Annotated in this window: 15 protein-coding genes; 4 read left to right on the forward strand and 11 right to left on the reverse strand. The window is 70.0% G+C overall.

The genetic code is table 11. From position 1 onward, the window contains the following. Positions 1-22: 22 nt before the first annotated feature. The 3 genes from ACYVLP_RS27045 to ACYVLP_RS27055 form a co-directional block, all read right to left on the reverse strand. Positions 23-1,705: an ABC-F family ATP-binding cassette domain-containing protein gene (locus tag ACYVLP_RS27045; RefSeq protein WP_460630375.1), complete on the reverse strand. Its 1,683-nt coding sequence runs from the start codon at positions 1,703-1,705 to the stop codon at positions 23-25. A 195-nt stretch (positions 1,706-1,900) separates the two neighbouring features. Beyond that, positions 1,901-2,536, reverse strand: a complete 636-nt coding sequence (locus ACYVLP_RS27050; protein WP_460630354.1) for a hypothetical protein — start codon at positions 2,534-2,536, stop codon at positions 1,901-1,903. A 5-nt stretch (positions 2,537-2,541) separates the two neighbouring features. Next, on the reverse strand, positions 2,542-3,168 hold the full coding sequence (locus ACYVLP_RS27055; RefSeq protein ID WP_460630355.1) for a hypothetical protein: 627 nt from the start codon (positions 3,166-3,168) through the stop codon (positions 2,542-2,544). A 61-nt stretch (positions 3,169-3,229) separates the two neighbouring features. Here ACYVLP_RS27055 and ACYVLP_RS27060 point away from each other — a divergent pair, with 61 nt between their 5' ends. After that, on the forward strand, positions 3,230-4,462 hold the full coding sequence (locus tag ACYVLP_RS27060; RefSeq protein WP_460630356.1) for a cation:proton antiporter: 1,233 nt from the start codon (positions 3,230-3,232) through the stop codon (positions 4,460-4,462). Here ACYVLP_RS27060 and truA read toward each other — a convergent pair. Further along, entirely contained in the window at positions 4,430-5,338 is a 909-nt protein-coding gene (truA, locus tag ACYVLP_RS27065) for a tRNA pseudouridine(38-40) synthase TruA (protein ID WP_460630357.1), read from the reverse strand. The two genes, ACYVLP_RS27060 and truA, sit on opposite strands and share 33 nt — an antisense overlap. Before the next feature lie 158 nt (positions 5,339-5,496). Here truA and ACYVLP_RS27070 point away from each other — a divergent pair, with 158 nt between their 5' ends. After that, complete coding sequence (locus ACYVLP_RS27070) at positions 5,497-6,051, forward strand: AMIN-like domain-containing (lipo)protein (protein ID WP_460630358.1); 555 nt, start codon at positions 5,497-5,499, stop codon at positions 6,049-6,051. A gap of 191 nt (positions 6,052-6,242) precedes the next feature. On the opposite strand, the gene rplQ is transcribed toward ACYVLP_RS27070, so the two are convergent. The 7 genes from rplQ to infA all read right to left on the reverse strand — a co-directional run bounded on the left by rplQ (position 6,243) and on the right by infA (position 10,412). After that, complete coding sequence (gene rplQ / locus ACYVLP_RS27075) at positions 6,243-6,953, reverse strand: 50S ribosomal protein L17, sunset domain variant (protein WP_460630359.1); 711 nt, start codon at positions 6,951-6,953, stop codon at positions 6,243-6,245. Between the two features lie 84 nt (positions 6,954-7,037). Beyond that, positions 7,038-8,069, reverse strand: a complete 1,032-nt coding sequence (locus ACYVLP_RS27080) for a DNA-directed RNA polymerase subunit alpha (RefSeq protein WP_452269215.1) — start codon at positions 8,067-8,069, stop codon at positions 7,038-7,040. A gap of 161 nt (positions 8,070-8,230) precedes the next feature. Then, positions 8,231-8,839 (reverse strand): 30S ribosomal protein S4, encoded by a 609-nt coding sequence (gene rpsD / locus ACYVLP_RS27085; RefSeq protein ID WP_460630360.1) that lies wholly within the window; start codon positions 8,837-8,839, stop codon positions 8,231-8,233. A 31-nt stretch (positions 8,840-8,870) separates the two neighbouring features. Then, positions 8,871-9,266, reverse strand: coding sequence for a 30S ribosomal protein S11 (rpsK, locus tag ACYVLP_RS27090; RefSeq protein WP_460630361.1), 396 nt, complete (start codon positions 9,264-9,266; stop codon positions 8,871-8,873). 60 nt (positions 9,267-9,326) lie between these two features. Then, on the reverse strand, positions 9,327-9,701 hold the full coding sequence (gene rpsM / locus ACYVLP_RS27095; RefSeq protein ID WP_452269213.1) for a 30S ribosomal protein S13: 375 nt from the start codon (positions 9,699-9,701) through the stop codon (positions 9,327-9,329). Positions 9,702-9,918: 217 nt separating this feature from the next. After that, on the reverse strand, positions 9,919-10,032 hold the full coding sequence (gene rpmJ / locus ACYVLP_RS27100; protein ID WP_006592630.1) for a 50S ribosomal protein L36: 114 nt from the start codon (positions 10,030-10,032) through the stop codon (positions 9,919-9,921). A gap of 158 nt (positions 10,033-10,190) precedes the next feature. Next, positions 10,191-10,412, reverse strand: coding sequence for a translation initiation factor IF-1 (infA, locus tag ACYVLP_RS27105; RefSeq protein WP_013493543.1), 222 nt, complete (start codon positions 10,410-10,412; stop codon positions 10,191-10,193). A gap of 327 nt (positions 10,413-10,739) precedes the next feature. Here infA and ACYVLP_RS27110 point away from each other — a divergent pair, with 327 nt between their 5' ends. Further along, a complete protein-coding gene (locus ACYVLP_RS27110; RefSeq protein ID WP_460630362.1) occupies positions 10,740-12,086 on the forward strand; it encodes an ATP-binding protein in 1,347 nt (448 codons plus the stop codon). A gap of 8 nt (positions 12,087-12,094) precedes the next feature. Then, positions 12,095-12,736, forward strand: a complete 642-nt coding sequence (locus ACYVLP_RS27115; RefSeq protein WP_460630376.1) for a response regulator transcription factor — start codon at positions 12,095-12,097, stop codon at positions 12,734-12,736. Positions 12,737-12,834 lie beyond the last annotated feature (98 nt).

Consider the following 12,834-nt stretch of genomic DNA (forward strand, 5'->3'; position numbering starts at 1 on the left):
GACGCTACTCCAGCTCGGCAGGTCAGCGCGGACGGACGACCCGGCCCTCGTCCCAGACCGGCTCGTTCGCCTCGTAGACGCGGCCGTCGGCGCCGAACACGAGGAAACGGTCGAACCCCTTGGCGAACCACCGGTCGTGGGTCACCGCGACGACGGTGCCCTCGAAGCGGTCGAGCCCCTCCTCGAGGGCCTCGGCCGACTGCAGGTCGAGGTTGTCCGTCGGCTCGTCGAGCAGCAGCAGCGTGGCGCCCGACAGCTCGAGGAGCAGGATCTGGAAGCGGGCCTGCTGGCCCCCTGACAGTGACTCGAAGAGCTGCTCCCCCGACCGGGCCAGCTCGTAGCGGTCGAGTGCGCGAGCCGCCTCCTCTCGGGGCTTGCCCGCGCGGTGCTCGTCGCCGCGATGCAGGATCTCGAGCAGGGTCCGGCCCATCAGCGACGGGTGCTGGTGGGTCTGGGCGAACCAGCCCGGGCGCACGCGTGAGCCGAGCCGGACGACACCCGTGTGCGCGACGGGGTCTGGCTGGACGTCGCCGACGGGCCGGTGCTCACGCTCGGGGTCGGTGCCGCCGGCCGCCAGCAGGCGCAGGAAGTGCGACTTGCCCGACCCGTTCGAACCGAGCACGGCGACCCGCTCGCCGTACCAGACCTCGAGGTCGAACGGCTTCATCAGCCCGGTCAGCTCGAGCTGCGTGGCAACGATCGCCCGCTTGGCGGTCCGACCGCCCGAGAGCCGCATCTTCACCCGCTGGGTCATCGGCACTGCCTCGGGCGGTCCGGCCTCGACGAACTTCGCCAGCCGCGTCTGCGCCGCCTGGTACCGCGAGGCCATGCCGTCGTTGTAGGCCGCCTTCTGCTTGTACATCAGCACGAGGGCCTTGAGCTTCGCGTGCTCCTCGTCCCAACGGCGGCGCATCTCCTCGAGCTTGGAGTTGCGGTCGATGCGCGCCTGCGCGTACGTGGCGAAACGTCCTGGGTGCACCCACAAGGTCGCCCCCGCGGCGCCGGGCTCGAGCGTGGCGATCCGGGTGGCAACCCGGTCGAGGAGCTCGCGGTCGTGGCTGATGAACAGCACCGTCTTCGGCGAGGCGATGAGCGCCTCCTCGAGCCATCGCTTGCCGGGCACGTCGAGGTAGTTGTCCGGCTCGTCGAGGAGCAGGACCTCCTCGGGACCGCGCAGCAGCGCCTCGAGCACGAGCCGCTTCTGCTCTCCACCGGAGAGCGTGTTGACGCGGCGCCACTGCGCCGAGTCGTACGGGATGCCGATCGCCGACATGGTGCACTGGTCCCAGACGGTCTCCTGCTCGTACCCGCCGGCCTCGCCCCACTCGACGAGCGCGTGCGCGTAGGCCATCTGGTCGGCCTCCTCGTCGCGCTCCATCATGAGCAGCTCGGTGCGGTCGACCTCCTGCGCGGCCTCGCGGATGCGGGTCGGCGCCACCGACACGAGCAGGTCGCGCACGGTGGAGTCGTCGCGGACCTTGCCGATGAACTGGCGCATCACGCCGAGACCGCCGGACCGCGTCACGGCGCCGTCGTCGGCCGGCACGTCGCCGGCGATGATCCGCACGAGCGTCGTCTTGCCCGTGCCGTTGGGGCCGACAAGCGCGACCTTGGCGCCCTCGCCGACCCGCACGGAGACGTCGTTGAGCAGTGGCCTGCCGTCGGGCAGGCTGAAGAAGACAGAGTTGACGTCGACATGGCCCACGAAGGTCAAGCCTGACGTATGCCGGCGGGCGGAGTCACGCGGATAACCCTCGCCCACCGCTCGGGCCTGCGCTCGGGTCTGCGCTCGGGTCTGCGCTCGCGTCCCGGCGGACACACCAACCCATCGGTCCGGCGCTGCGCCACGCTTGCAAACCGCAGACGCAGAGGACTTGGTGCGTCGGGCGGGAGACCGTGGTCACCCCCACAGCCACGAGTCGAGCACGCCGCGGAGGACGGCAAGCGGATCGGGAGTCGCCGGTGTGTAGCTGAGCCGGACGGCATACACCTGGTCCGTGTAGACCACGACGTAGTAGACGTGCCTGAGATCGTCGGACTGGTCCACGACGATCCCCTGCGCGTGGTAGCCGGCGATGTCGCGCTCGGGGGCCGCCTTCGGTTGGAACCCCTTGGCCGCGAAGCCGGCCCGCAGCTTGTCGACGACCTCGGCGAGTGTGCGGGAGCCGGCCTTGAACGGGCGCTCCACCGCGATCACCGCCGCGGTGTCGGAGTCGTCGGGCAGCACGAGGGTGTCGGGCGGCGGGTCGACGGCTCCGCGGCCCGGACTCCACGCGACGGGAAGCGCGTAGCTGTAGTCCTCGCCCCGCACGCGGCGCTCGCTCATCGGTGCGGGCGGCAGGACCGGCAGCTGCTCGATCCGGTGACCCGAGGAGTCAGTCGTCTGCACCTTGGCGGTCGGCAGGTGCACGGTGCCGACGTCGGTTGGCTGCGGCGCGGTGGTCGGATCCGCGCCGCCGCACGCAGCCAGTACTTGGGACGCGGCGAGGGCGACCGCGGTGGTCAGCAGGAGCGGTGACCTGTGGCGCAACGGCATACGTCCTACGTCCAGACCCACGTGGACGCGAGGTCGTCGAGCTCGCTCAGGGCGTGGTCGGCGTCGTCGTGCGATGCACTGAGGGTCAGCAGGTAGATCTTGCCGTTGCGCTGGAGCGCATAGGACCGCGCCACGACGTCGATGCCCTGCTGTTTGAAGGTCGTCGTGAACCCTCGGGCCGCGGTGCCGGCCACCGTAAGGTCCGGCGCGTCGGTCACCGTGCGTCCGAGGGCCGCCATCTGCTCCCGGCCCTTGTCCAGCTCCTGCTCCAGCGCCGACTCGTCGCCGTCGATGGTGATGACGACGAGGTTGTTCGCGAAGCCTTCGACCTTGCGGGAGGACAGCAGCACGAGATCGATGTTCGCGACGTCCTTGGCCCGGTCGGTCGCCTCCGCCCAGCCTTCCGGTGGCACCACGGTGAAGCTGCCCGACCGCCCGGTGACCTCGTCCCCGGGTGCGTCGCTGCTCGTCCCCGACCCGGTCGCTGCGGTGCTGGTGGACCCGCCGGAGGTCACGACCGCAGAGCTGCCGGACGCCACGGGAGCCGAGCCCGAGCCCGAGGTGCAGCCCGTCAGCACGAACGTGCACGTGAGGACGGAGACCGCGACAAAACGGACGGGGCGGAGGGTCATGCGCTCGATCCAACCACAGGCCGTCAGTAGCATCGATTCCGATCCGTCCGGGGGAGGAACCATGGCGCAGGCTGCGACATCGCTGTTCTGGATCGCGCTCATCGCCGCGGTGGCTCCCCTCCTCGCCGGCCTGGTGCCGCGCCGGCTGCTGCCCGAGGTCGTGGTCCTGCTCGTGCTCGGCGTGGTCATCGGGCCACACGTGCTGGGGCTGGCCACCACGAGCGAGGGCGTCGACGTCCTGCGGCAGCTCGGCCTCGGCATGCTCTTCCTGCTCGCGGGCTACGAGATCGAGCTCAAGGAGCTCACCGGACGCCTCGGTCGCCGGGCCCTGGTGACCTGGCTCGTCTGTATCGCCGTCGCCCTCGGGCTGACGTTCGTCCTGCAGCCGGAGCCGACCGCACACGGCAACATCGCCATCGCGATCGCGCTGACATCGACCGCGCTCGGCACCCTCCTGCCGATCCTCAAGGACGGCGGGATGCTGTCCACTCGACTCGGTGCGACCGTGATGGCCCATGGCGCCTTCGGCGAGCTGGGCCCGGTCATCGCGATGGCGCTGCTGCTGAGCAGCCGCGGGTCCCTCGCCTCCATCGCGGTGCTCGTGGTCTTCGCCCTCGCGGCCGTGGCCATCACGTGGCTGACCCGGATGCATCGTGGGACCGAGGTGCACCGCCGGATCACGGCGGGCGCGGAGACGACCTCGCAGACGACCGTCCGGGTGGTCGTGCTGCTGCTGGTCGGCCTGATGGCGCTCGCGCAGGCCTTCGACCTCGATGTGGTGCTCGCGGCCTTCGCCGCGGGATTCATCCTTCGACGGGCCCTGCCTGAGGGCGACCGGGCGCTGGAGCACAAGCTCGACGGCATCGCGTACGGCCTGCTCATCCCGGTCTTCTTCGTCACCTCGGGAATGGCGATCGACCCTTCGGCCGTCGCCAAGCACCCCTGGACGCTCGTCGTGTTCGTGCTGCTCATCGTCGTCGTCCGAGGCGGGGCCGTCTTCGTGGCCAGCCGCCGGCAGCGTGACGAGCCGGCTGGGCCGCCGACGTTCGGCACTCGCGATGCCGTCCGTGTCGGACTCTACGGCGCCACAGGCTTGCCCATCATCGTGGCCGTGACCTCGGTGGCCGTCGACGGTGGGTACCTCACCTCGGGCGCGGCCTCGCTCCTGGTTGCCGGCGGTGCCGTCACGGTGCTGCTCCTGCCGATGACCGCGGCCCTGCTCCAGCCTCGATCGGTCGACGAGCCGGCCGCCACCGATGAACTACCTTCGGACAGAGGAGCCCCCGACGCTTGAGGACCCCGGCTCGACAGCGGCCGGCGGAGTGTCGCGCCGGGCACGAGCCGCGACGGCACGCGCGGCCAGCTCGTCGTCGGGAGGGTAGACGACCTCCTCGAGGCTGAGCCCGTGCGCCGGCATGACAAGCACTTCGGAGGCGCGGACTCCCCGCTCCTGCAAGCGAATCGGCCAGTCCGGCTCGCGGCGCCCCTCCCCCACCGGCACGACTGAGCCGACGAGCGAGCGCACCATCGAGTGGCAGAACGCGTCGGCCCGCACCGTCGCCTCGATGACACCGTCGTCGAGGCGGCGCCAGGAGAACTCGTGCAGCGTGCGGATCGTCGTGGCCCCTTCTCGCTGCTTGCAGAACGCCGCGAAGTCGCGAAGCCCGAGCAGCCCACGCGCCGCCTCGTCCATCGCCACGAGCTCGAGCGGCCTGCGCCACCAGACGGTGTCGTGCCTCCGGAGCGGATCCCGAGTCCCTTCGGGGTCGGCGATCCGGTAGCGGTATCGGCGCTCGACCGCGCCGAAGCGCGCGTCGAAACCGGTCGGTGCCTCCGCCGCTCGCCGGACCACGATGTCAGGGGGCAGTATGCCGCTCAGCCGGCTCACGAGGGCGGCGCCCGGAGCGCGGTCGGACCGTCCGGGCAGCGCCGCCCAGGCCGCGACATCGACGTCGAGATGGGCGACTTGGCCACGCGCATGGACGCCGGCGTCGGTGCGTCCCGCGACGGTGAGCTGGACCGGCTCGGTCGTACGCAGCACGGTCGTCAGTGCGGAGGTCAGCTCCCCCTGCACGGTCTTCAGTCCGGGCTGCGTGGCCCAGCCGGAGTAGCCCGTCCCGTCGTAGGCGAGGTCGAGCCGCACCCGGATGCTCGGCCCGTGCTCGCTCATGGTGCCCGAGCCTAATCTCCAGCCGCTGGACGTGGACAGCGCGGGGACCGCCGCCGGCCACGCGGACTCGTCAGCAGCGTCAACCATGGTGCGGCCTCATCCGTCATCGAGATGGACGCCGGGCAGCTGGGCCCGGCCTTCGCCCAAGGGGGCTCACCATGAGCACAACCACACGTCGCCGTCTCAGCGTCGCCGCGGCACTCGCCGCCCTTGCGATTCCTGCGGCCGTCGCCGGCACGAGCGGCTCGGCCACCGCGAGCACGGCGTCGGCGCCGTACTGCGGCATCACCTGGGGCTCGCTGCCCAAGGCGACCAGCCCGGCGATGCTCTGGACCGGCGCGGTCGCCGGTGTCCGCTCTGGTCAGCACACGTGCTTCGACCGAGTGGTCTTCGACATCGCCGCGGGCGGCGGCAAGCTCGGCTACAACGTCCGCTACGTCAGCACCGTCACGATGCCCGGGAGCGGGCTGCCCGTCGCGCTGACGGGCGGTGCCAAGATCCAGATCACGGTCAACGCACCGTCGACTCTGGGATTCGTGGCGGTGGGCTACACCGGCTGGCGCACGTTCCGGCAGCTGAAGAACCTCGGGAGCTTCGAGGGCTACACCGACTTCGGTCTGGGCGTGCGAGCTCGGCTGCCGATGCGTGTCTTCACGGTCACGAACACGGACGGCAGCAAACGCCTCGTCGTCGACGTCGCAAACGCCTGGTGACGCCCGCCCCGCTGGGCCCTCGGCCGCCGACCCCGGACGAGCGCCGCGGCCCCCACATGGTGCGGATCCAGCGCCTGGGGCACCCGGACGAGCGCCGCGGCCCTCACATGGTGCGGATCCAGCGCCATGGGGGCACTCGACGCCGAAAGGCCACGAACGCGTGGCGTTCGTGGCCTTTCGACAGGAGCAGCTCAGTCCTTGGAGCCGGCCTTCGTGAAGCCAGCGGCCTCGGCGTCCTCGGCGGACTTGAACCAGAACTCCGCGACGGTGGCGTCGTACCACTGGCCGTCCGGCTCGTGGTACAGGCCCGAGTCGGCGTTGCCCTTGACGGTGTAGCCCTCGGGGGCCGAGCCGTCCTCGGTGGCAGCGACAGCGCCCTCGGGCACCTCGACAGCCTTCGGCGCCTCGGTCGCCTCGGTCGCCTCGGCCTTCTCGGCGTCCTCCGCAGCCTTGGTCGCCGCGGCGGCCTTCTTGGCCTCGCCCTGCTTGGCGGCGCGCTTCGTGGCGGCCTCGGCCTCCTTGACCGTCGCCTTCTTGGCCGACAGCGGCTCGCGGACGAGCTCGATGACGACCATGGGGGCGTTGTCGCCCTTGCGCGGGCCGATCTTCGTGATGCGGGTGTAGCCGCCCTCGCGAGCCGCCATGTCAGGGGCGATCTCGGCGAAGAGACGGTGGACGACACCCTTGTCACGCACGACCGTCAGCACGCGGCGGCGCGCCGACAGGTCGCCACGCTTGGCGAAGGTGATGAGACGCTCGGCCAGCGGACGCAGCCGCTTGGCCTTGGCCTCGGTCGTGGTGATGCTGTCGTGCTCGAACAGCGACGTCGCCAGGTTTGCCAGGATCAGCCGCTCGTGGGCGGGGCCGCCACCGACGCGGGGACCCTTGGTGGGGGTGGGCATTTCGTTTCTCCTAGAAGGTCTGACCGAGCCTGGTGGCCTGTGGCTGACTCGTCTGCTGAGGCGACTCGGTCAACAAGCGGTTGGTCAGAGACGCTCGTCCTCGACGAATGACTGGTCGTCGTCGTCGCTGAAGTCGTCCTCGCCGTAGCCCTCGACGAGGGCGGACGGGTCGAACCCGGGCGGGCTGTCCTTGAGGGAGAGACCCATGCCGACGAGCTTGGCCTTGACCTCGTCGATCGACTTCGCACCGAAGTTGCGGATGTCGAGCAGGTCGGCCTCGCTGCGGCTCACGAGCTCACCCACGGTGTGGATGCCCTCGCGCTTCAGGCAGTTGTAGGAACGGACGGTGAGGTCGAGATCCTCGATCGGCAGCGCCAGGTCCGCGGCGAGCGCCGCGTCCGTCGGCGACGGGCCCATGTCGATGCCCTCGGCCTCGACGTTGAGCTCACGCGCCAGGCCGAACAGCTCGACGAGCGTCTTGCCGGCCGAGGCCATGGCGTCGCGCGGGGTCATCGAGTTCTTGGTCTCGACGTCGACGATGAGCTTGTCGAAGTCGGTGCGCTGCTCGACGCGGGTCGCCTCGACCTTGTAGGTGACGGCAAGCACCGGGCTGTAGATCGAGTCGACCGGGATGCGACCGATCTCCTGGTCACCGGACTTGTTCTGCTGCGCCGACACGTAGCCGCGGCCACGCTCGACGGTCAGCTCCATCTCGAGCTTGCCCTTGTCGTTGAGGGTCGCGATGTGCAGGTCGGGGTTGTGCACCTCGACACCGGCGGGCGGGGTGATGTCGGCCGCGGTGACCGCGCCGGGGCCCTGCTTGCGCAGGTACATCACGACCGGCTCGTCGTGCTCCGAGGAGACGACCAGACCCTTGATGTTGAGGATGACCTCGGTGACGTCCTCCTTGACACCCGGCACGGTCGTGAACTCGTGGAGCACGCCGTCGATGCGGATGGAGGTGACCGACGCGCCCGGGATGCTCGAGAGCAGGGTGCGACGGAGGGAGTTGCCGAGCGTGTAGCCGAAGCCAGGCTCGAGCGGCTCGATCGTGAAGCGGCTGCGGTTGTCCACAACAACTTCTTCGGAGAGCACGGGACGCTGTGCGATGAGCACTCTTCATTCCTTCCCACGGGCGACCGCCATATGACGCCGCGTGAAACTGCCCGGTCGTGATCCGGGCGGGCCGGCCCGGCTCTGTCTGCGAGCCGGCCCCTAGGACTCCCGCCTGTATGCCGCTGGGCTGGCCCAGCGGCATACAGGCAGTGAGTGGTTCGTCAGTTCTTCGAGTAGAGCTCGACGATCAGCTGCTCGGTGAGCTGCGAGTCGATCTGCGCGCGCACCGGGAGCTGGTGGATGAGGATCTGCAGCGAGCCCGGGACGACCTGCATCCAGGCCGGGACGGGACGCTCGCCGTACGTCTGGCGGGCCAGCTCGAACGGGAAGGACTCGACGGACTGCTTGCGGACCGTGATGATGTCGTAGGCCTCGACGCGGTACGAGGGCACGTCGACGCGAACGCCGTTGACCTCGAAGTGGCCGTGCGTCACGAGCTGACGAGCGTGACGACGCGTGCGGGCCAGGCCCGCGCGGTAGACCACGTTGTCGAGGCGCGACTCGAGGATGGTGAGCAGGTTCTCACCGGTCTTGCCGGGGCGGCGAGCCGCCTCCTGGTAGTACCGGACGAACTGCTTCTCCATGACGCCGTAGGTGAAGCGAGCGCGCTGCTTCTCCTGAAGCTGGGTGAGGTACTCCTTCTCCTGGATCCGGCGACGGCCGTGCTGGCCGGGCGGGAACGGACGGAGCTCGAAGTTCTTGTCGCCGCCGACGAGGTCCATCTTGAGACGACGCGACTTCTTGGTGATCGGGCCGGTGTAACGAGCCATGGTTCTTACCTAATCCTTCGCTCAGGCCTGATCAAACGCGACGGCGCTTGGGCGGACGGACACCGTTGTGCGGCGTGGGCGTGACGTCGCTGATCGCGCCGACCTCGAGGCCGGTTGCGGTCAGCGAGCGGATCGCCGTCTCGCGGCCCGAGCCCGGGCCCTTGACGAAGACGTCGACCTTGCGCATGCCGTGCTCCATGGCGCGGCGGGCAGCAGCCTCGGCCGCCATCTGGGCAGCGAACGGGGTGGACTTGCGCGAGCCCTTGAAGCCGACCTGGCCGGCAGAGGCCCACGAGATCACGGCGCCGTTGGGGTCCGTGATCGAGATGATCGTGTTGTTGAACGTGCTCTTGATGTGAGCGTGCCCGTGGGCGACGTTCTTCTTCTCCTTGCGACGAACCTTCGTCACTCGAGCCTTGGGAGGCAATGTTTCTCCTACGTCAGAACTGATGAGTCGGTGAGACGCGACGCCACAGGGCGTTCAGCGTCACTTGGCCTTCTTCTTGCCGGCCACGGTGCGCTTCGGGCCCTTGCGGGTGCGCGCGTTGGTCTTCGTGCGCTGTCCGCGCACGGGCAGACCACGACGGTGACGAAGACCCTCGTAGGAGCCGATCTCGACCTTGCGGCGGATGTCGGCCTGAACCTCGCGGCGAAGGTCACCCTCGAGGCGGTAGTTGCCCTCGAGGAAGTCACGAAGCGCAACGAGCTCGGTCTCACCGAGATCCTTGACGCGGGTGTCCGGGTTGACGCCGGTCGCTGCCAGCGCCTCCTTGCTACGGGTGCGACCCACACCGAAGATGTAGGTCAGTGCGACCTCGACGCGCTTCTCGCGCGGAAGGTCAACTCCAACAAGACGAGCCATGTTGGGTGTTCTCCTGTTTTCTGTTTCGCGGAGGTCTGGAGCAGCGCCGATCCGGTTCTGGTCCGCCACGCAGAAGGGCGGTCCACCGGTCCCCGGCCTCCGAGCCGGGGGTGACATCCTGCGCCGACTCGACGGTCGGTCATCAGGGGCCGGGTGCTGCTGTCATTCACTGGTGTTGCGTGCTGTCGAAGTCTGTCGACGGCGAGGTGGTGGCTGCTCAGCCCTGGCGCTGCTTGTGGCGCAGGTTCTCGCAGATCACCATGACCCGCCCGTTACGGCGGATCACCTTGCACTTGTCGCAGATCTTCTTGACGCTGGGCTGAACCTTCATCTGCCTGCTGTCTTCAGATCGTGCGCCTGCCGGTGCGCGCCCGGAGGGCTCGCCACGACGAGGTGCTGTGTTGTCGGGGTGGTGGTGCAGTTGGTGCTTCGCACGTGTTCCGGCTGGGCGGGCGCGCTGGTGCGCGCCCCGTCAGCCGACCCAGGTGCTCAGCGGTATCGGAAGACGATCCGACCGCGGGTCAGGTCATAAGGCGAGAGCTCCACCACGACCCGGTCCTCGGGAAGGATCCGGATGTAGTGCTGGCGCATCTTCCCCGAGATGTGTGCGAGCACCTTGTGACCGTTGGAGAGCTCCACCCGGAACATCGCGTTCGGGAGAGCCTCGACGATCGTGCCCTCGATCTCGATGACACCGTCCTTCTTGGCCATATCCTCCGTCAATCTGTTGGTGGCCGACCCGGAGTGGAGCGGCCTTGGGCGTGCCTAGGATGCCTGTGCGTAGGCACAGGCGTTATCCGAGCGTCGAGGCACACGACACCCAACGCACAAGACTACGCCACCTTGCCCGTTTCCCTGAAATCGTGGCGGTCGGCCACAGGTCGTCGCGATGGCCTCTTCCACGGTCTTTCCCACGGTCGGTCCCAGGGTCGATCCCGGCACCGCACCCGTGGCTCCCGTGCGCCGCTCCCGCCGAGCGGGCGCCGGCTCCTCCCCCGGGAGGATCACGGATGCCGTCCGGTTGGGTAGCGTGCTCGCGTGACCGCCTGGCCCGACTCCTCGGACCCCGCCACGCCGACCGGCGGCCGGGCACCGCGAGCCCCGCAGCCTGCGGCCCCACCCCGGCCCCTCGTCGACCGCGTCGGGGCGATCATCGCACTGCTCTACTTCGTCGGGTCGATCACCGTGGCGGCCGTCATGGGTTTCGGCGTCTGGTGGGTCAACGTCAGGGAGCAGCCCGCGGTCCTCAGCTACCTCGGCATCGGCCTCGGCGCGGTGGCGCTGCTGTTCCTCCCCCGGTTCCCGCGCACCACCTTCCTCGCCTGCGGCGGGCTGGCGTACCTGCTCTATGCGGTCGGCATCATGCTGGGCCTCCCGACGGTGATCATGGCTCTCATCGCCCTGTTCGGCGTGACCCTGTGGACCGATCGTCGCAACGGGCTCTGGGCCCTCTCCGCGGCCCTGGGATCGCTCGGCCTCGCCACCGTCCTGCTGTTCGTGCGCTACGGGTACTACCTCCCGCCTCTCCAGACCTTCCTCACCGACCGGGTCGCCATCTTCCTGTTCAACAGCGGTGCGGTCGTCGTGCTCACGTGGGCCGTCGCCGACCAGGTCAGGGCCGCTCGGGAGCGGCGCGCGCTCCAGCGGGAGTCCGAGTCGCACGCGGCCGACGCCGCCGCCCACCAGCAGGCCGAACGGGCGGCGGTGAGCAGGGCCGACGCCCTCGCCGACCGGCAGCGGATCGCCCGCGAGATGCACGACGTCGTGGCCCACGGCCTGTCGGTCATGATCGTCCAGGCCGACGGGGCCCGCTTCGCCGCCGCCACCGACCCCGACGCGGCGACCGCGGCGCTCGCGACGATCGCCGCGACGGGGCGCTCCTCGCTCGCCGAGATGCGCCGGCTCCTCGGCGTGCTGCGCGACGACGAGTCGGCCAGCCCCGATGCCCCTCAGCCGGGCCTGGCCGACATCGAGACGCTCGTGGCGGGGCTCACCGCGGGCGGGCGGACGGTGCACCTGCGGGTCGATGGCGAGCTGCCGTCGGGAGCCGGGAGCGAGGAGGGCTCGGCGACGGGCCTGACGGCATACCGGATCGTCCAGGAGGCACTGACGAACGTCATGAAGCACGCCGGTGACGAAGCGACCGCGTGGGTCACGGTCTCGGTCCACCCGTCGCGCGTCGTCGTGGAGGTCGTCGACGACGGCCTCGGCGGCCCGGTGGACGCGGGCGCCCCGGGGCACGGGCTGCGCGGCATGGCCGAGCGGGTCGACATGCTGGGGGGCTCGCTCGTCACCGGGCCCGACCCGCGCGGCGGCTTCCGGGTCGTGGCGACCCTGCCCCGGCTCGCTCCCGAGACGACTCGGCCGATCGAGGCCATCTCGTGATCCGGGTGATGATCGTCGACGACCAGGCGCTGGTCCGCGCCGGCTTCGCCATGCTCGTGCGCTCGCAGCCCGACCTCACCGTCGTCGCGGAGTGCGCCGACGGCCAGAAGTGCCTCGACACCCTCAGGACTGTCCCGGCCGACGTCGTGCTCATGGACGTCCGTATGCCGCGGATGGACGGTATCGAGGCCACCCGCCTCATCGTCGAACGCGACTGTGCCACCAGGGTGCTCGTGCTCACGACGTTCGACCTCGACGAGTACGCCTTCACCGCGCTGCGGGCGGGCGCGTCTGGCTTCCTGCTCAAGGACGCGCCGCCCGAGGACCTCCTGGCCGCCATCAGGACCGTGCATGCCGGAGACGCCGTCATCGCGCCCTCGACCACCCGGCGGCTCGTGGAGACGTACGTCCGCAGCGCGCCAGTGGCCCGTGCCCTCGTGGACCGCACCACTGCTCTGACCGACCGCGAACGCGAGGTCTGGGTCGCTATCGCGAACGGCCTGACCAACTCCGAGATCGCCGAGGCGCTGTTCGTCTCCGAGACGACGGTCAAGACCCACGTCGGGCACATCCTGGCCAAGACCGGCGTGCGGGACCGCGTCGCTCTCGTGGTCCTGGCCTACCAGACGGGCGCCGTCGCCCTGCCCTGAGTCAGTGCGACGAGGAGGCCACTCGACACTCGAGTGGCCCCGCAACCCCACCCCCTACGCCCGCCCCTAGTGACCACCAGGCCACTCGACACTCGAGT

This window comes from Intrasporangium mesophilum, from assembly GCF_054783095.1.